Genomic DNA, 18,407 nt, shown 5'->3' with positions numbered 1-18,407 from the left:
TCGCCAAATCAAATAATGTTTGCGACACATCAATAAATATTCTAGATATGACGGCAGTGCCGTGCCCCTACAATCTGTCGCATTCTTTTTTCAAATTGGTATAAGCTAATAATCATTAAAATTGCATCTCCGCGTCTCCTTTTCTCCGCGTCGCCGCGTCTTTCTGAGGTTAAGGATTATGGGCGGGTTAGCTTATTAGCCCTTCGACTTCGCTCAGGGCGGGATGTCGGTAAGCACGATGTTTGGATGGTTACAAAAATGTGACTAACCAGAAGGCATTCACAACCCACTCAAAATTATTCCATCCTTAGCCCGCATATAAAGCACTGGTGTGGCAAAGTCAGGCTGATTTAAACCAACTTCCATCGAGATGGCGTTGCGGGTGGTTTGCATGGCTGCGTCTACAGGCCAGCCTAAGGCAAGAGTGCGATAGAATTCATCAGCAAACAGCTTGGCGGTGGTGTCGAGGATTTCATATTGCATGGCGACTACTGCGGGGATTCCTCGTTGCACTAGGTTAGGCGCTATACCTGCAAATGCTTGGTTGGATGATACCGTTGCACCTTGACAGGAATTTAGCACAGCTAATCCCAGGCTACGGTTGCCCAAGAAGAAGTTGGCAAAGCCCTCATCATCCATTAATTTGTATTTGCCATCGGTATCTACTAGAGCAATACAGCCTTTGTTGTTCTCAAATTTACCGTGACCGATGAAGTGAAAAACATTGTAAGGCTTTTCGCGTAGCTTTTGGTTAATGTTGCGGATGGTAGCTTCTTGTAGCACATCTAACTCAATTTTGCCTGCATCTATGTGTTTTGCCAGTGCGTCACGGATGAGGCGTTCTTCCCCAGCAACGTCTAATTGAGTTAAGTTAGTTGGGCTGGCGATGACTAGCAAAACTTTAAGCGGTAGGCTTGCAGCTTTGATATCGCGCTTTTGTCCAGGAACGTCAACATAACGTGAAAGTACAGTTTGGGTGTTGTTTGCAAGGAAAGTATTAGTAGCCTCATCATAGAGGAATTCCCAAGGGAGGGCGGCTAGTTCGGGAGATTCAAACACTAGGCGCAAGCGTACCTCGTAATCATTCGCTTGTGCGCCTGCGATTGTAGCCCGCAATTGACCACGAATATCTATAGGGAAAAGTGCTTGGTAGAGTTCGCCACCTAGGGCTTTGAGTAAATCGGTATCTGTTTGCCGAGACTCAATCAGTTTTAATGACAGCTTAATTCTGTTGATTTCCAACCGCAATTCGCCCCACTCATCGCCTTGTTCTGAGGAAGCGCGAATTTTACGGTCTGCTGTTACTAATATTTGGAAATCGTGGTAATTCACAATAGCTTGATTTTTAAATGATTCATTTCTGGCTTGAGATAATTCCTTTTGTAGTGGTTCAAATTGAGATTGTAAATTAACATCATCAATCAGCCTGCGGACATCAACCATTTCATAGCTGTTCTCACATTCAATCTGATACCGATTAGCTTTTAACCGCTTGTATAATTTATCTAATTCGTAAGAATAAGGTTGTGTGCTTCCCTCACATTCTTTACAGTTACAGGGAACAAGAGTTTGATACTGCAAACGCTCAAAAGACTGATGAATTTTATCTAGTTCGTGAGTGACAACAGCTAGTAATTCTTTCTTACGATTTCCTGTTACACGAATTTTAATTTCTTTTTGATTGTAGTGTTCCGTTACTTCAGCACGAGTTTGGTCTTTGTAGAGAACAACGCCGCTTCTCCAAACGAGTTTTTGTTGTTCAATCCAAGGGTGTGTTTCTACAATGAAGCGGGTAATCATACCCTTGGGCATGAACTCGTATTTGTAGCGTAAAATCAGGTTATTAGTTTTCTCCCAGTTATAGTCGGGTTGGTTGATATCGAGTAGTTGCGGTGCAATATAATTGCCGGGACAATTAGGAATTTGGTAGCAAAGTTTGAACCGCATCATCAGTTGCAGCAGTTCATCTTGCATATCAGCATATTCGTTATCTTGCCAAATATCTTCTAGATCCTTTTGATTAAAACATCCTAGATTTTTCTCGACGTTTTTATTGTCTAACACTTTGTAGACAGCAGTTGTACCCCATTCTGGTTTGAGAATGACATAGTGTTTAAGTGTAGAATCGTCTTGAAAGTGTAGGCAAACACCGAGGTCGTGGAGATAGCGGCTGAGCCGCAGCATATCTTTACGGCCAGTTAAATTATTAACTCGGCAAAGGTTTTCGTATTCGTAAAACCTAATGTAGTTGCGGGAGTAGTTTTCTAAAGCTAAACGAACTCTCACCCAGAGTTTTGGCAGAGGTGTACCAACGTGGGGAAGTCTACTGATGTAGGCTTGAATAGCTTGTTTAATTTCTGGTAAACCGCGATTAGTAGCTAGGTTGGTTGATAGGGTTTCTTTTAAATTGGTGAATTCGCCACGCAATTGACGCTCATTAACTTCGCATTGACGGTCTTGTTTTTCGTTTTTAATAATCAGAACTGGGCTATTTTCACTTAAGAGTTCAACAACCTTAAGCCACCAGTAAAAGTCTGTGTTTTCTTTGCGACTATCAGCGACTAAAGCATAAAGAGAACGTTCAGTCAAGAAAAACTGATGAGTTTGGTGGTAGATTTCTTGTCCGCCAAAATCCCAGATGTTGACGCGAAAATCTTTGCCATTTTCTTGGGTAAAGTGCCACCTTATGATCTCAATGCCTTCGGTTGATTTTTCATCAGGCTGGAGATTGTAAATTTCGTTTTTAATTTTATTAGCTAAAGATGTTTTACCTGCTCCCCCTTCGCCAACAATTAAGAATTTTGCTTCGTAGAGTGGTTCAGTTTCTTTAGGATCTTGCACCCGAAAATAGAAATCGAGAATTTCATTTACATCGCCTGGATATTGAGACAACTCTCTCGTCCCTAAAATCTCAGGTGGAATCGGGACAGGATTTCTCCGAAGATCTAGCTTTTCCAGATTTGCTAATTGTCTGATTTCTCTCGGCAAACTGCTGAGTTGATTACTGCTGAGGTCGAGTGTTTGCAAGTTGAGCAGTTGTCCAAATTCCCCTGGCAGACTGCTGAGTTGATTACCGCCCAGGTAGAGCGATTGCAAGTTGAGCAGTTGTCCAAATTCCTCTGGCAGACTGCTGAGTTGATTACCGCCCAGGTAGAGCAATTGCAAGTTGAGCAGTTGTCCAAATTCCCCTGGCAGACTGCTGAGTTGATTATTGTAGAGGTAGAGCGATCGCAAGTTGAGCAGTTGTCCAAATTCCCTTGGCAGACTGCTGAGTTGATTCTCCCAGAGGTAGAGCGATTGCAAGTTGAGCAGTTGTCCAAATTCCCCTGGCAGACTGCTGAGTTGATTGTAGCTGAGGTCGAGCGATCGCAAGTTGACCAGTTTTCCAAATTCCCCTGGCAGACTGCTGAGTTGATTCTCCCTGAGGTCGAGCGATTGCAAGTTGACCAGTTTTCCAAATTTCCCTGGTAGACTGCTGAGTTGATTCTCCCTGAGGTTGAGCGATTGCAAGTTGACCAGTTGGACAATTTCCCCTGGCAGACTGCTGAGTTGATTCTCCCCGAGGTTGAGCGATTGCAAGTTGACCAGTTGTCCAATTTCCCCTGGCAGACTGCTGAGTTGATTAAAGCTGAGGTCGAGCGATTGCAAGTTGACCAGTTGTACAATTTCCGCTGGCAGACTGCTGAGTTGATTACTCCTAAGGTAGAGCGATTGCAAGTTGACCAGTTGCACAATTTCCGCTGGCAGACTGCTGAGTTGATTGTAGCTGAGGTCGAGCGATCGCAAGTTGACCAGTTGTACAATTTTCGCTGGCAGACTGCTGAGTTGATTATTGTAGAGGTCGAGCGTTTGCAAGTTGACCAGTTGCACAATTTCCGCTGGCAGACTGCTGAGTTGATTATTGTAGAGGTCGAGCGTTTGCAAGCTGAGCAGTTGTCCAATCTCAGGCGGTAAAGCCGTCAAATATTTACTAGAGAGGTCAAGTTTTGTTGCACCTTCTTTCGCTGCTTGTTCAATTACCTGTAGCAGTTCTGTCTCGGTCATGAGCGAAATTGCTGAACTATTATCTACTACTTTCAAGGTATTTTAAATTGCAGGCATACAGTATCAATCAGGAACCGATGTCTAGAAACAAGCTGCTGCGCGTTTAGGCACTTAATGTCACATTATAATACGCGTTCATTAAGAACATCGGGCTAGTAGCGATCAACGTCGCGATTTTTATGGAAAATATTCAGCTTGATGCCGTGTAGCTAAAGAATGTTTAACTCTTGCGATCGCTTCCTTATAATCACAACAAAAATAATGCGATCGCTTTGTTAAACTCTGCTAACGCACTTTCCTAAGTCTAAAGCAAGAATGCGATCGCCTTCGCCGTAAGTCGAGTTAAGCTAGGCAAAACCATTATTTAATACCTCAACACGACTCCGAAGTACCTCAACACGACTCTGAAGTACTTCAACACGACTCCGAAGTACCTCAACACGACTCTGAAGTACCTGTTGCTTTTAAAAGTAGTATTTTTGACGTTTAAAAAAAAATTCAGTATAAACAACTAAAGATAACATCAATTTGCGTTTAATTTTTCCGAATTATTTCTCAGAGAAGTTCATGATTGCATTAGCTAGAGTATACGCAGTAATTCTCTAATTTACTTCAGCACTGTATATGGCAAGACTAAAACGCAATTCACCTACTCTCGAAAAAGCTTTACGGCGAATTGCCGGAATGCGCTGGATTAGTCCGACTCTAGACTTTGGCAAGGGATTAAATTTGACAGACTACGACAACTTAATTCAAAGTTTGCAAACTGAGCTATCAAACTATAATAATTTACTCACTTCTTTAGATGAAATGGCAGGTCGTATCTCTCAAATTGAAGAAAAATTAAGCAGCTATTCAGAAATGATGTTAATGAGTGTGGCAACCAATTATGGCAGAGATAGTGTGCAATATACCCAGGCGGGAGGTAAGCTACGCAAGAGTTCATCACGCCGTTCTAAGAAAGCTGATTCTTCATCTGAGAGTACGGTAGTTACAACTTTGAATGGTGCAAACAACAATGGTAAGGAAAGCCCTGTTGTTTTGCCTTAATTCGGTTAACTATATAATTCGTGCGATCGCTCTTTTATTTGGTGAAAAATAGGGCGATATTATATTTTAAACCACTGTCTTATTGCAAAAACCACAGCTTGAAATGCTTATTAATTTGTAGGGGAGCCACCCTCGTGCGTGAGTTCCCCGCGTTGAGAGAAGTAGCGTTGGGCATTGCCACCCAGCCCTTATTGAGAAGGTGCAAAATGTCAGGCGATCGCCCATAACTGTGATAGTTGCGATCGCACAAAGATCCCCGACTTCTTGAAGAAGTCGGGGATCTGAGTAACCAACGATTTGATTGCTTAATTACAAATTACCTAATCTCTTCTGCATCTACCCACTCGTCATAAGAAGAGTCGTAATCTAGGTAATGCACATAGTATTGCTGACCTTGAATTTTCTCAATACTTGCGGAATACCAATCTTCGTTGTCCTCATCCCAGACTTTGACTTTTTGGCTAACTGCAAATCCATTGTCATCGGATGCACCATGTTCGCGAATCCGAATCTCATCTTCGCCAACCCACTCGTCATAGGTGGAACCGTAGCCAAGGTAATGCACAAAAAATTGATCTTCCTGGATTTTCTCGATTGTGGCTTGATACCAATCTTCTTCGTCACCATCCCAGACTTCTACGGTTTTGCTGACTGCATACTGGCTAGTATCTGACTTTGCAGCCGATGAGGTATCTTGGCGAGACTGTGGCGAATCTTGGGGAGTTTCGGCTTTGACTAAAGAGTGCGATCGCAAAATCAAGGTGCGAGCGACAGTTTGAATTCCTGTATGCTCGTAGTAATTGGTGGTTTGATCTAAGAATGCAGCAACAAAATCTAAGTTATCATCAGCAATCTGGATAAAATTACCTAAATGGCTAGAAATAGATTGCGGTGTTAAGCCTGTCTTGGCTACTAAGTTATTCATCCAGCCTTGCACAGAGTTAAAAGCCTGAGTAATAAAGCCAAATTTCTCACCAGGGTTATTACCTGGCAAAAAGTTGTTAACTGCTAAGAAAACAGGATTTTGAGCTACTATGCTGCTGGCATCAGCACCACTAATAATATTATGAATCTTGCTGAGAAAGTCGGGGCCTAAAGGTAGCATTCCATCTAGACAAACTAAAGCTACCATCCGCGTTAAGGATGCATCTTTGTAGTTTTCTGCTAAAGAAGTAGCAAATGCTTGGGGATTTGGACTAGGAATACCATTTAGTTTAGAAAAAGCGATGATTTCGACAGCAATTTTTAGGACTAAATCTATAGTTTGAGTTACGTCTGCTTTGGGAGTGATATTACTTAAAAACGAGAGAAAGCCGATTTTTTCACCAACTTTGTTAGCTAAAGCTGCTGTAGCCATAGCTGTGTCGGCTTTATCGATAGTTTGATAAAGTTTGATTGCAGTTTGGTAGCCATTTTGGGGATCGTGATAGAGAGAGACAGCGCGATCGCGAATTTTCTGAATTACTTTGGCATCAGTCTCACCAGTAATTACACGGATACTATTGTCAAAGCCGACTAAGTTATTCCACTCTCCTGGGGCGACATAATCGAGGGCTTTTAAAACCTTGACAGTAATATTGTCATTGGGTAATTCGTCAACCAACTGAATAATTGACTTATCCATGAATCAATCCTCGCAACTCAAAGGTATAGTATTAAATTATACGCAATCATTTTGAGTTGTCGATTGCTCTGGAAACACATCTTTGGTGCTTCGAGTGAGAACTCGTGAAAAGTTAGATCCCGGACTTCTCAAAGAAGTCCGGGATCTGGACAACGGGAATTTTCAGTAATTACGAATTACTAATTACACTGATGTCCGCAATGCTGCTACTAATTTATCAATATGCATTGCTTCATGCGTCGCCATCACAGATATTCTAATGCGACTAGTGGGCACAGTTGGCGGACGAATCGCTGGGGCAAAAATTCCCGCATCTCTTAAATATTGTCCCGCTTTTAATGCTTCTGCGGCACTAGACAATTGAAAACATAATATAGGTGATTCTGAAGGCAGTAAGTTTAATTCAAATATCTGCTCTTGAATTAACTGTTTTAAGTAATCTACATTCGTCCACAACTGGGTAAGGCGTTGCGGTTCCTGCTGGACTATTTCGATTGCTGCTAACGCCGCTGCTGTGTCTGCGGGTGAAAGTCCTGTGGTGTAAATCCAAGTCGGGGCGCGATTCCGTAAAAAGTCAATCAAGGTAGTACTTCCGGCTACATATCCGCCTAAACTACCTAAGGCTTTACTCAAAGTACCAATTTGAATTAATTGCTTCCCCGTACAGCCAAAATATTCAACACACCCTGCGCCAGTTTTGCCCATGACTCCAGTGGCGTGTGCTTCATCAATAAGGAGCATACAGCTAAATTCTTCAGCTAGATCTAATAGTGCTGGCAAAGGACATAAATCGCCGTCCATACTAAAGACGCTATCGGTGAGGATTAAACAGCGTCGGTAATTTTGCCTTTGCTCAATCAAGTGGTTTTTTACAGATGTAATATCACAGTGCGGATATTCAATTACGGCTGCACCACTGAGAATTGCCCCATTTTTGAGACTGGAATGATTGTATTGGTCAGATAAAATCAAATCGCGCTTACCTACCAAAGCGGCGATCGCACCTAAATTTGCCAAATATCCTGAACTAAATACTAATGCATCTTCTGTTTGTTTTAAAGATGCGATCGCTTTTTCTAACTTTCTATGTAATTCCCGCTGTCCGCTAAGTAATCTAGAACCCGTGGTGCCTGTGCCAAATTCTTTGGTAGCTGCAACCCCAGCCGCAATTAAGCGCTCATCTCCCGCCAATCCTAAGTAGTCATTACTGGCAAAATTAATTACTTCCCGCCCTTCTAGAAACACAGTAGCACCGGGACGCCCGTAAATTGTTTTTACTGAGCGATACCAATCCGCCCGATGAATAGTTGCCAAAGACTGCTCTAGCCAAGCATAGGGATCTATAGGCATGAGGAAGTGTGGGGGGACAAGGAAGCCGGGAGAGAATTATTGACAAATGACAATTGACCAATGACCAATGACAAATGGTTACTAACCAATTTGTTCGCTACTGCTAAGATGGGCGATCGCTTGTTTAATCCAATCTTCTACATAGGCGTCTTTCGGGAGTCCGATATCTTCGCTGACTACATGCAAGGCGTGGCTGACTTCGTGAGCAGTATAGCCCAAGGCAAACAAAGTCATTTGCACTTCCTCGAGAATACCTGGTGCTGGACCGCCTGTAGCGACGAAGAACCCTGCTGATTTGCGCCACTCGATCAATTTGCTTTTCAGTTCCAAACAGATGCGTTCTGCGGTTTTTTTGCCAACGCCTGGGGCTTGAATCAGGATTTGGATATTGGCCGCGATAATTGCTTGGACTAAATCTGGTAGTTCTAACGTGTCTAACAGGGTAATCGCTAAAGCAGCACCAATACCGCTAACAGTTAGCAGATGACGAAATAAATCCCGTTCAGATGGGGAAGCAAAGCCATACAATAACGGCACTTCTTCGCGAATTTGGTAGTGGGTAAAGATTTGCACCACTCCTCCCGACTCTGGTAAATGCTGTGCTAGCCGCTGCGGAATTTGCAAATCATACCCCATGTTATTGACTTCAAGGGTCAAAATCACGCGATTACTGCTAATTGTTTGAACACCAGCAACGATACCTTTTAGATAACTAATCATTCTAAGAATCCAAAATATTTTAGTCCTTCCAGAATGCCACCTGCACAAAAATTTTGTGCTAGGTAACGGTAGTCAGCGGGATGCTCGTTGTGCCACTGAAGTAGCTCAGGGCGGGCATTCCCGACAATGATCCCCCGTTCGTTGCCTACAGCAAATAAAGCAATATCATTACCTGAATCACCACAGACAACAGTTTGTTCTGCTGCAAATTTCCACTTTTGACGCAGAAATTGCATTGCCTGACCTTTATCGCTGGAAAGGGGAACGATGTCAAGATCAATTCCGCTGCTATAGATTAACTTTTTCTTTAAATTAGATTTTTGTAACTCTAACTCAAGTTGCGATAAAATACCAGATGCTACCGCTTGTTCGAGAAAAAAACTTACTTTGAAAGGGCGCTGTTCTGAGTCTGGTTGCAAAGTTAACTCAGGGTATTTATCAGTTATAGAAAGTATAAGTTCGCGATCCCATCCCGGAGAGAGAATTTCTGACCAACCTGCATCTGGCTGATTACTACCATTAAGATAAATTTCCGTACCCACAGACGAAACAAGAGCATCTGGTTGCAAGAGATTTTTTTCAACTTGCAGTTCTCGGTAAAGTAGAGGCGATCGCCCAGTTGCATAAACAATTTTTGTACCATATTCTTGGCGATGTTTTTGGAGGCGATCGTTTAACTCTACAAGAGCTGCGTCATTTCCTACCAGAGTATTATCTAAATCAGTTACAAATAAAAAACTAGTCACAGCAACTCCTTTTGTCAGATTTACCATCAAAAAGTGTATGCTGTTTTTGTACTTAATCTCATCATCCAAACGATAGCGTTCTGAGCAATAAAGGCAGAAGGCAGAAAGAATACGGGTTTATGCCACGTCAGTTGACGACAGTTGCACGCCAACAGATATATTTTGCAGTTGGGTAACGAAGAACTGTTCTCATACTCCATCGATACGGGAGTCCATAGAATCTTCAGTTCTACCTTTCTTCAGTGCGGTTCCGTACTGAAATGGATGTGAATGAGAATTATGCTTAAAGAATATAAGCTATCAAGCTCTCAATCATTGCAGATTGCTAAGTTCATGCGCTTTCTTGTCATGAGGGATGACTTTGAAGTTCCGAGTAGAAGGAACCTTAGAGCAAACTTCTCTGTTTGTGAATAATCATTTGTGTTTACAAAGGACAAATGACCAATGGCTAATGAGAAAGTACAAACCTCAAGTGAATGTAGTTTGCTGAATTTGCTTAACCTATTGACATTTAGATAAAATATTTACCAATCATGTCCGATGAATCTTTGCCATTCAACGGCCTGCGAGTACTCGTTGTTGATCGCGATCGTGATTTGAGAAATTTGTTAACAATGATTTTTGTAGCGAATGACTTAGCAGCGATCGCTCTCATTATCGGCTTTGGCAAGCAGTTATCCAAACCTTTTGGAATTGCTAAGTTAATTGCAACATTTGCTTACCAAAATAGACGAGTTCAATTGGTGTCTCCAATATGAATGCAGCTGCCTTTACTCAACAAATAAAGGCGATGTCTGATCGCTTATCTCATCTATATCAAAGAATCAACACTTCTGCTTCACAACCATCAATTTTATTATCATCAACTCTCCCTGAACTCGGTATTGCCTTTGAGAGACTTCAGAGAGCAGCAGAATTACTATACCAGCAGAATCAGCAGTTAGTATTGGCTAACCAAACTGTACAAAATGAACGCCAACGCTATCAGGAGTTGTTGGAGTTTATTCCAAATGCTTGCTTGCTGACAGATATAGATGGAAGAATTCAGGAAGCTAATCGGATGGCTGTTAAGTTGCTTAACCTCCAGCAGCCTTTATTGATTGGTCGTTCGCTCATAGATTTCGTCACTCATGAAACGCGGCAACAATTCCAAACTGACTTACAGCAACTTCAGCAAAGACCTTGGAAACAAGAGTGGCAAGTCCGCTTGCTTCCAAAGCAAGGAGTAGCATTTGATGTTAGTGTTCTTGTCGAGGTCAACCGCCAAGAAGCCAACCAACCGTTGACCTTACGCTGGCTGTTGCGCCACCAAAGCCATAACTTAGTCACAACAGACAAACAGCCTGATAGTTATATTAATCTCAGTTACCCTTTGCAGCATTATCACAAAGGAGAAACAATTCCTTTAAACCCGCAGACGATTTGGCAGGTTTGTTCAGGACTAGTGAAGCTGACAACATTTTCTGATAGAGGTCAAAAGGTCTTGGTGGGATTAGCAGGCACCTCAGCACCCTTTGGCGCTAGTTTGACTGCTTTACCACTCTATGAGGCAATTGCCCTTTCAGATACTCAGCTATGGAGCATTCCAGTGAGCGAGTATGTCAGTTCTGTCGAACTTAGGCAGCGTCTTTTACCTCAAATTAGCCAACGATTAAGACAAACGGAATTGCTGCTAGCTGTTCACGGACAAGCACGAGTATTAGACCGCTTGAACAGTTTATTACAAGTTTTAAAACGGGAAATTGGGCACCCTGTAAGGGATGGAACTCGATTAAGCGTGCGTCTAACTCATGAAGACCTTGCCATTGCCACCTGTACAACCAGAGTCACCATTACTCAGTTACTTAAACAACTACAGCAGCAAAAGAAATTGAGGATAGACTCCCAGCATCATCTAATTTTGAAAGCATAAATCTTAGTGCCATTCCCCCGTAAGAATTCAGCACCCAGGAGTCAGAAGTCAGAATTTAGAGGTAATCTAGTAGATTGATTCATCTAATATTTCTCCTTATTCTTTAACCCTTTTGGCTCCTGAATTCTGGCTCTTAAATTCTTACATTTCCCCCTATCCCCTGCATTCAAAATGATGGTTTTTTTATTTGGAATTCCCTTAAAAGGGGCGACATGAGCTTAATCACATTCTTTTGTTAGAAGACTATTTAAAATTTATCTTCTGACTTATTCATTTAGTTAGGTGAAAGCCTTTACTAAACATTTGATAATAAAAAATCAATAACTGGTGTAAGTCTCTACATGAGTAGTGAAAACCGACTTCTTGCAGCGCTATCACCTGAGTTATCAGAAAAGCTTGCCCCCTGTATGAAGCGAGTCTTGCTGCATCAGGGTGAGCGGCTGCACGACGCAGGTGAGACCATCGAGGATATCTATTTCCCCATTGATTGCCTTCTCTCAATCACTATCACGATGAGTGACGGCTCAACGGCTGAAACTGGTTTGGTTGGTAACCGGGAAATGCTAGGCGTGAATGCCTTCATGGGCGGGAATGAAACTACTCAGACAGAGTACACTGTACAGGTTGCTGGTAGCGCAATCAAGGCGAAGGCGCGGGCAATACGGAAGGGGTTTGATAGCAATCCAGAACTGCGTAGTATCCTACTGCGCTATACTCAAGCCTTAATCGCGCAAATCTCGCAGACTGCTGCCTGCAACCGTCTCCACGTTTTGGAACAACGCTTGGCACGTTGGCTGCTTGAGTCACAAGACCGCCTTAACTCAGATAATCTGATGCTGACGCAGGAGTTCATCGCTGATATGCTGGGCGTGCGTCGTGCTGGCGTCACCCAAGCTGCCCAAAAGCTTCAGGAGAATGGTCTGATCGAGTATAAGCGCGGTCATGTCCATATCTTGAACCAGCAAGGGCTAGAAGCGGCTGCATGTGAGTGTTTCACAACTCTTAGAGAAGAATACGATCGCTTGCTGGAAAACAAGCAGAAAGCTTGTAGATAAAATATTTCTTACTTATATATGGAGTATAAAACACTACTATTTTCAAAAAATATTGCGACAGCTGGAAATGTGAAACGCTGATCTAGTTAAAAAGTTTGCTCAAGTCAGGAAACCAGGCCACGCAACGCCAGTTGCTACATCGGAGGTTCCCTCCGATGTAGCAACTGGTTAAACTGTTGCAAAATTCATACTGCTATAAGTCCAAGCTTAATCTACCGATTTGATTGTGTACAAATAATTTTCTCGTCTGGTTGTGTCAGAGTTCTCTTCTCTCAACCTGCGAGTGGAATTTGAGAGGGAAAAATCAGGTGACAAATGAACGACAAAAAAAAGACACAGGCGACTATCCTGCTAATTGAACAGGATGATGAGACACGCCCTCTTCTTAGATATAATCTTTACAGTCATGGTTTCCGTGCAATTGTAGCACTAGACGAAGAAGATGCGATCGCCCGAGCATGTTATGAGCGCGATCGCCCTAACGTAATTTTGCTCAATCAGGTTGATCTGTCGATACAACAGTTCATTAATATGGGGCAGCGCATACGCCAAAATGCAGTGTTACCCAGCCACACGCCGATTGTAGTTATGGCTGAGGAATACGGAGCAGATATGGAAGGCAAGAACATTAAAGTCGGCGACAGTGAATATGTGATTTACCTAGAAGATGCACAGCAGTTGATAAATTTTCTGCGTCATCTTTGCTTTGTCCATACACAACCTCAATCAGAAAATTAATATGGTCAGCACACAAACTCAGACCAATGCTAACTCTAAAGTAAATCGCTTAGGGACTTCCACCTAGAAAAAAATCCCATCGCTTTGATGGCAGGGGAGCAGGGAGCAGGGGGAAAGAATTAAAAACAAATCGTCTGTATCAAAAAACTCGGATATGGTAGGCATTGCCCAATTTATACCAATTCAAATAATGTTTGCGACAGATAAATTCTTTGTAGGGGCACGGCACCAGTAAAATAATTTGATATACCAAAAGATTGTGGCTGCCGTGCCCCTACTCATGTGTCGCGTTCTTTTTTCAAAATGGTATTACATATATTTCAACGATCAGAGATGAAAACTAGATAATGAGCTTGTTTTACTTCTGATTTCTGAATTGCTAATTCTGCTGTTATTGTCAAGTGTTGTCTATCCCAAAAGAGTATGATTCTCTATTTTTCTTGTTTGAGTTTTTGACGATTCCATGAAAAATTCTTGTATGTTTGGGACTTTTATTCTGTCATGTTTACAACTAATTGTGGCTAAGCCACGACATAGTGAGACGGGTACAGCGGCAACGTTTTTTGACAAGTCCTATGGAATTATCAAGAACCTGGAATGAGGAGGAAAGATGAATGCTAGTACTCTGGTAAAAAGTGCTGGGGGAAAGTATGAAGTTGGCTCTTTGCAGATAGGCGATCGCGTTGTCATCCCCCCTGAGACAATACTCAGCCTTGAGGCGCGTTCCTAAAGTAAAGGTGCGTAGTTGAAATTATATGGGATCTGCTATCTTACTTAAGGGCACATCCTCTAATTTTTTACTGTGTTCAACAAAAATCGCTCATAATCCAATCTCACTTTAGACAAACACACCTAGTCACCGCCTTATGAAGGTAAATGTCTTACCCTAGATTTCTCATAAACAAGAAATCCAGGTTACCCACCTTTAATTTAGCTAGGGTGTTATTTGAACTTGATCTCAGGAGACAGATTTATGTTCAAGCAAAACTTTAATATGCATGTTTTTTGGTGGATTTTGGTTTCTAGCGTCAATATTTTACTTTTAGATATTTTTTACGAAACAATATATTTAAATGACATTTCAACGTCAATTTTTAGTGTTGGCAATATACTAGTAGCTGTTTTAGTCCGTAATGAACTGATTTTACATTTATTGTATCGTTTGGCAGTATGGACTTCGGTAAAGATTGTTTATGGCAAATACTATCTTAATAGTGGCGTTCATTACATCGGTGGGGTTCACGCCTCATGCGCTACTTGGGGTTTTCTCTGGCTAATTGTTGATGTATTCCAGCAGTTAGGAAACCCAAGCGATCCTCTATCAATGGCTACATCCAGCGATCCTATATCAATCGTTACATCCAGTATATTGTTAACACTTTTATTTATTATTATCCTCACCGCTATTCCCCCATTCCGCCATAAGTTCCATGATACGTTTGAAATCAGCCATCGCTATCTGGGATGGACTTGTTTGAGTATTCTCGTCTTCCATCAAATTAGATTTCAATTTATCATCGCTTTCAACCAAGCTTATCCTCTAGAAACTTTATTAACTAATCCAGTTTTACTCATGATCGCGCTGATGATTTTCAGCATATTTTTGCCTTGGATAAGCGTGCAGTGTTTTGATAATTTTAGGATGGATTGTCCATCTGTTGGAGTTTTAGTTGTGACTCTTCCAGGAAGGGCTGACGTAGGGACATTTGCTCGAATTAGTCTAGATGGTATTGAATGGCATTCTTTTTCTGTTGCAGGAACTAGTTTCAACAAACAAACGGACTCTTCAGAAATTCATTTAATAATCGGTGCGGTAGGCGACTGGACTAAAAATTTGATTCGGCAAGTTGAAAAAGGAAATTGGCCCAAACGACTATGGGTTCGTCGAGTCAAGCCTCCTGGTTTTATGTTCTCGATTAACGCTTATTCACGAGTAGTTGTAATCGCAACTGGAGCAGGAATTGCACCAGTAATACCTCATGTCATAGAAAATAGTCATAAACTTTGCATCGTGTGGATCGCTAACGAACACAAACAAACTTACGGCGAAAAACTTTGGTCTTTGCTTGACTCTCATCCTCGTTGCAATATTTTCGATACAGGAATGCATGGTAGACCAAATGTAGAGCAGCTAGCTCTTGGTGCCGTTCGAGATTTTAGGGCGCAAGCTGTGTTTTGTGTATCCAACAAAGTGGTTACTGAAAAGGTGGTTAAAACTTGTTTGGAGAAAGGTATTTCAGCTTATGGTGCTACCTGGGATTCATAATAAGAATGTTTCTGACTATACAAAATCTTTTCTGCCATTTGTTTCATGAAATTAATTAAAACAGCTTCAGGAAAAATTATCCTTTCGATTCTATTCCTTAGCTGTCTGGCTGTTATTGGAGTCAGGCTGAGACGCAGCTTCTCTCAAATTCGCAGTGTACAAGCCTATGTTAATGGTGAAATCATTTTTGTGCGGGCATCCATTCCAGGTGAGCTAGAGTTGAAAAGCGAGAAAATTAAGTTGAGCAACCAACTTGAGAAAGGTACACAAATCGGTGCTATTAAATCTACCGTCGAAAATCCACGAGTATCAGTTCTCAAAATTGAAAATCAGCAATTGAAAACTCGCCTACAAGATGCTCAACAGCAACTCTCTGGGGTAAAACAGCAAATTCAAAGCCGAACTAAATTGATGGACTTGTTTAAGCAACAAACTTTTACTCAGAGAATGCTTCAACTTAAATACGCCCATCAACAGATAAAACAACTTGAAAAAGAAATTGATCAAGAACAAGCCAAAAAAAAAGTAGTGCAGAGGGACGCTCAACGCTTTGTTAGTTTAGCAAAGGAGGGGGCAGAAACCGTTTCCAGGTCTGAAAACAAAATTGCAGAAGCGCAGCAAGCCGAAGCTGTAGTAAAGGAAGCTCAATCAAAAATTGAGCAAGCCAAACTCAACTTAGAAGCAACGAAAGCTGGACTTCAGCTAGAAGGAACTCGCACCTTAAGCTATCCTGAAACTCGTGTTCTCGAGCTTGGTATAGAGTTAATAGACCTAAAGCAACAAGAAAGAAACCTCTCTAAACAAATCCAGAGTATTCAGTCACAGCTATCCATTACCAGTAAAGAGTTGCTCTCTCAACAAAACGTCTTGGTTCTAGCACCAACAACAGGCGTAATTTGGTCAATTGATTCCCAGCCTCAGGAAATAGTCGAAGCTAATAAATCGATTATTCAGTTACTCAACTGTCAGAATCTTTGGATAGAGGCATTCATAAATGAGACTGATGCTAATAAACTTGTTATTGGACAAAAAGCTCAAATCAACCTTGATAACTCAAGTAATGTTCAATGGAAAGGGCGAGTAGAGACAATCAGAGCAGGTACAGGTCGTTTTGAAGTTGGACAATATGTTGCAGAACCACCGCCAGAAATTGCCCGCCGTCAACTACCAGTACGGGTAGCGACAGTGCGAATCAAAGTTGATTGGCAGAAAACCCCTAGATTTGACGATTTTTGTCTGGCAGGGAGGAGTGTAAAGGTTCGCTTTCTCGAACCAAAGTCTCCCCTTTTTTAGCAAATTTAGTAGACCGAAAAGTTTTGCGCTCGCTCTAGAGTAGTGACTGCATATATTTTATTTTGAATTCAAAAACTGTATTCCCAAATACGGTTTTTTGACTTATTTTGGTAACTTTCCAAACATTCGCTAACTACTAAATCTCTCTTTAGAAGTAGTTGAGATCGAGTTTAAATGTAGTTATGAATACAATTTTTTAATTTACTCGATAAAATTTAATTTCTATTTTTGGCAATTATTCATATTGAGAATTCTCCATCTATTAATAGTTAGATTTTTGCACGTTATCTAGCTATATTAAGAGAGAAGTTTAGCTGCGACTAAAGCAAAGCTAGAAGAATTAGTAGTCTTAATCACATATAGTTTTTATCTAAAATCCACCTGAAATAGATATAGCTTCTTACCAATGAATGAGAAAGTAATTATCTGTGTTTTCTAAAGTGAACTAAAAGTGTTGTGAAGTAAGAATGGGTTGAGAGGATGTTGGGAAATATTCAGGCTTTTCCAGCATCCTCTTAACTGCGATCGCATCGAGATGAAAGCACACAAAACAAATTCTTGGCAGGAAACAGATTTATGACTCAAGCACAAGAACTACAACCGCCGCAACAACAAAATCCTCCCGGTAGTGAAGCTCAAATGACGCCAAAACCCCGGTCTGATGACTCAAAATATCGGGGAAGTGATAAATTACAGGGCAAAGTAGCGCTGATTACTGGTGGTGATAGCGGTATTGGTCGGGCAGTTGCCATTTTTTATGCCAGAGAAGGCGCAGATGTAGCAATTGTTTATAAAAATGAGCAAAATGATGCTGAAGAAACAAAACGCTTGGTAGAAGCCGAAGGTAAGCGTTGTCTCACCATTGCGGGAGATATTGGCGACGAGCAAGTTTGCCAGCAAGCTGTGCAACAAGTTGTGAAAGAGTTGGGACACCTAGACATTTTGGTGAATAACGCAGCCGAGCAGCATCCACAGGAAAGTATTGAAAATATTACGGCTGAACAATTGGAGCGTACTTTCCGCACCAATATTTTTAGCATGTTCTTTCTCACCAAAGCAGCTCTACCTCACCTCAAGGAAGGTAGCGCCATCATCAACACTACATCAGTGACTGCTTACAAAGGAAGTCCTCAACTGCTAGATTACTCAGCGACCAAAGGAGCGATCGTTGCTTTTACCCGTTCTTTGTCGAAATCGCTGATAGAAAAAGGCATTCGTGTGAATGGCGTAGCTCCCGGCCCCATCTGGACACCACTAATTCCCTCTACCTTCCCTGAGGAAAAAGTTAAGAGCTTTGGTAGCCAAGTACCGATGCAGCGAGCCGGACAGCCAGAAGAAGTTGCACCTAGCTATGTATTTTTAGCATCTGATGATTCTTCGTATATGTCGGGGCAAATTCTGCACCCGAATGGCGGCGACGTTGTGAATGCCTAGTTAGAATTCGCTGGAGTAGTTTATATCTTTAAGTGTAGGGTGGGCGATGCCCACCATATGCAAATATGGTGGCTATTGCTCAATACAGTTCAGTTAAGAAAATTCATTGACAACAAAGCTCACAAATAATTACTAAACAAAAACCGAATAATTATTTTGGAGGGGGCTTGGGGGA

Annotated in this window: 13 protein-coding genes; 8 read left to right on the top strand and 5 right to left on the bottom strand. The window is 41.8% G+C overall.

Annotated features, from left to right (window positions below; genetic code table 11):
- Window positions 1-279: 279 nt before the first annotated feature.
- A complete protein-coding gene (locus BV375_RS33605) occupies window positions 280-4,044 on the bottom strand; it encodes a COR domain-containing protein (protein WP_086768657.1) in 3,765 nt (1,254 codons plus the stop codon).
- A gap of 624 nt (window positions 4,045-4,668) precedes the next feature.
- Here BV375_RS33605 and BV375_RS33600 point away from each other — a divergent pair.
- Window positions 4,669-5,094: a hypothetical protein gene (locus tag BV375_RS33600; RefSeq protein WP_086768655.1), complete on the top strand. Its 426-nt coding sequence runs from the start codon at window positions 4,669-4,671 to the stop codon at window positions 5,092-5,094.
- A 316-nt stretch (window positions 5,095-5,410) separates the two neighbouring features.
- Here BV375_RS33600 and BV375_RS33595 read toward each other — a convergent pair whose 3' ends face one another.
- From BV375_RS33595 to BV375_RS33580, 4 genes are all read right to left on the bottom strand, one after another.
- Window positions 5,411-6,718, bottom strand: coding sequence for a Tudor-knot domain-containing protein (locus tag BV375_RS33595; protein ID WP_086768653.1), 1,308 nt, complete (start codon window positions 6,716-6,718; stop codon window positions 5,411-5,413).
- Window positions 6,719-6,901: 183 nt separating this feature from the next.
- Complete coding sequence (gene bioF / locus BV375_RS33590; RefSeq protein WP_086768651.1) at window positions 6,902-8,068, bottom strand: 8-amino-7-oxononanoate synthase; 1,167 nt, start codon at window positions 8,066-8,068, stop codon at window positions 6,902-6,904.
- Between the two features lie 81 nt (window positions 8,069-8,149).
- A complete protein-coding gene (gene ruvA / locus BV375_RS33585) occupies window positions 8,150-8,788 on the bottom strand; it encodes a Holliday junction branch migration protein RuvA (RefSeq protein WP_086689329.1) in 639 nt (212 codons plus the stop codon).
- Window positions 8,785-9,534 (bottom strand): sucrose-phosphate phosphatase, encoded by a 750-nt coding sequence (locus tag BV375_RS33580; protein WP_208099233.1) that lies wholly within the window; start codon window positions 9,532-9,534, stop codon window positions 8,785-8,787. Before BV375_RS33580 ends, ruvA begins: the two co-directional genes overlap by 4 nt.
- A 533-nt stretch (window positions 9,535-10,067) precedes the next feature.
- Between BV375_RS33580 and BV375_RS33575 the strand changes: the two genes are divergently transcribed.
- The 7 genes from BV375_RS33575 (at window position 10,068) to BV375_RS33545 (ending at window position 18,232) form a co-directional block, all read left to right on the top strand.
- Entirely contained in the window at window positions 10,068-10,292 is a 225-nt protein-coding gene (locus BV375_RS33575; RefSeq protein WP_086768647.1) for a hypothetical protein, read from the top strand.
- Window positions 10,289-11,446, top strand: a complete 1,158-nt coding sequence (locus BV375_RS33570; protein WP_086768645.1) for a PAS domain-containing protein — start codon at window positions 10,289-10,291, stop codon at window positions 11,444-11,446. Before BV375_RS33575 ends, BV375_RS33570 begins: the two co-directional genes overlap by 4 nt.
- Before the next feature lie 341 nt (window positions 11,447-11,787).
- Window positions 11,788-12,501: a Crp/Fnr family transcriptional regulator gene (locus BV375_RS33565; RefSeq protein WP_086768643.1), complete on the top strand. Its 714-nt coding sequence runs from the start codon at window positions 11,788-11,790 to the stop codon at window positions 12,499-12,501.
- A gap of 315 nt (window positions 12,502-12,816) precedes the next feature.
- The gene (locus tag BV375_RS33560; RefSeq protein ID WP_086768640.1) at window positions 12,817-13,239 is read left to right on the top strand and encodes a response regulator transcription factor; all 423 of its coding nucleotides are present in this window, start codon (window positions 12,817-12,819) and stop codon (window positions 13,237-13,239) included.
- A 973-nt stretch (window positions 13,240-14,212) separates the two neighbouring features.
- A complete protein-coding gene (locus tag BV375_RS33555; RefSeq protein ID WP_086768638.1) occupies window positions 14,213-15,505 on the top strand; it encodes a hypothetical protein in 1,293 nt (430 codons plus the stop codon).
- 45 nt (window positions 15,506-15,550) lie between these two features.
- On the top strand, window positions 15,551-16,798 hold the full coding sequence (locus BV375_RS33550; protein ID WP_086768636.1) for an HlyD family efflux transporter periplasmic adaptor subunit: 1,248 nt from the start codon (window positions 15,551-15,553) through the stop codon (window positions 16,796-16,798).
- Between the two features lie 576 nt (window positions 16,799-17,374).
- Entirely contained in the window at window positions 17,375-18,232 is an 858-nt protein-coding gene (locus BV375_RS33545) for an SDR family oxidoreductase (protein WP_086768634.1), read from the top strand.
- Window positions 18,233-18,407: the final 175 nt, after the last annotated feature.

This window comes from Nostoc sp. 106C (assembly GCF_002154725.1).
Lineage (GTDB): Bacteria > Cyanobacteriota > Cyanobacteriia > Cyanobacteriales > Nostocaceae > Aulosira.
The sequence above is the reverse complement of the archived record's forward strand: the minus strand, read 5'-3'. Positions and strand labels throughout refer to the sequence as shown.

Excerpts from the sequence above, each read along its gene's own strand:
- BV375_RS33545 (WP_086768634.1), top strand. The coding sequence starts at position 17,375 with ATGACTCAAGCACAAGAACTACAACCGCCGCAACAACAAAATCCTCCC.
- BV375_RS33550 (WP_086768636.1), top strand. The coding sequence starts at position 15,551 with ATGAAATTAATTAAAACAGCTTCAGGAAAAATTATCCTTTCGATTCTA.
- BV375_RS33565 (WP_086768643.1), top strand. The coding sequence starts at position 11,788 with ATGAGTAGTGAAAACCGACTTCTTGCAGCGCTATCACCTGAGTTATCA.
- BV375_RS33570 (WP_086768645.1), top strand. The coding sequence starts at position 10,289 with ATGAATGCAGCTGCCTTTACTCAACAAATAAAGGCGATGTCTGATCGC.
- BV375_RS33560 (WP_086768640.1), top strand. The coding sequence starts at position 12,817 with ATGAACGACAAAAAAAAGACACAGGCGACTATCCTGCTAATTGAACAG.
- ruvA (WP_086689329.1), bottom strand. The coding sequence starts at position 8,788 with ATGATTAGTTATCTAAAAGGTATCGTTGCTGGTGTTCAAACAATTAGC.
- BV375_RS33600 (WP_086768655.1), top strand. The coding sequence starts at position 4,669 with ATGGCAAGACTAAAACGCAATTCACCTACTCTCGAAAAAGCTTTACGG.
- bioF (WP_086768651.1), bottom strand. The coding sequence starts at position 8,068 with ATGCCTATAGATCCCTATGCTTGGCTAGAGCAGTCTTTGGCAACTATT.
- BV375_RS33555 (WP_086768638.1), top strand. The coding sequence starts at position 14,213 with ATGTTCAAGCAAAACTTTAATATGCATGTTTTTTGGTGGATTTTGGTT.
- BV375_RS33575 (WP_086768647.1), top strand. The coding sequence starts at position 10,068 with ATGTCCGATGAATCTTTGCCATTCAACGGCCTGCGAGTACTCGTTGTT.
- BV375_RS33595 (WP_086768653.1), bottom strand. The coding sequence starts at position 6,718 with ATGGATAAGTCAATTATTCAGTTGGTTGACGAATTACCCAATGACAAT.
- BV375_RS33605 (WP_086768657.1), bottom strand. The coding sequence starts at position 4,044 with ATGACCGAGACAGAACTGCTACAGGTAATTGAACAAGCAGCGAAAGAA.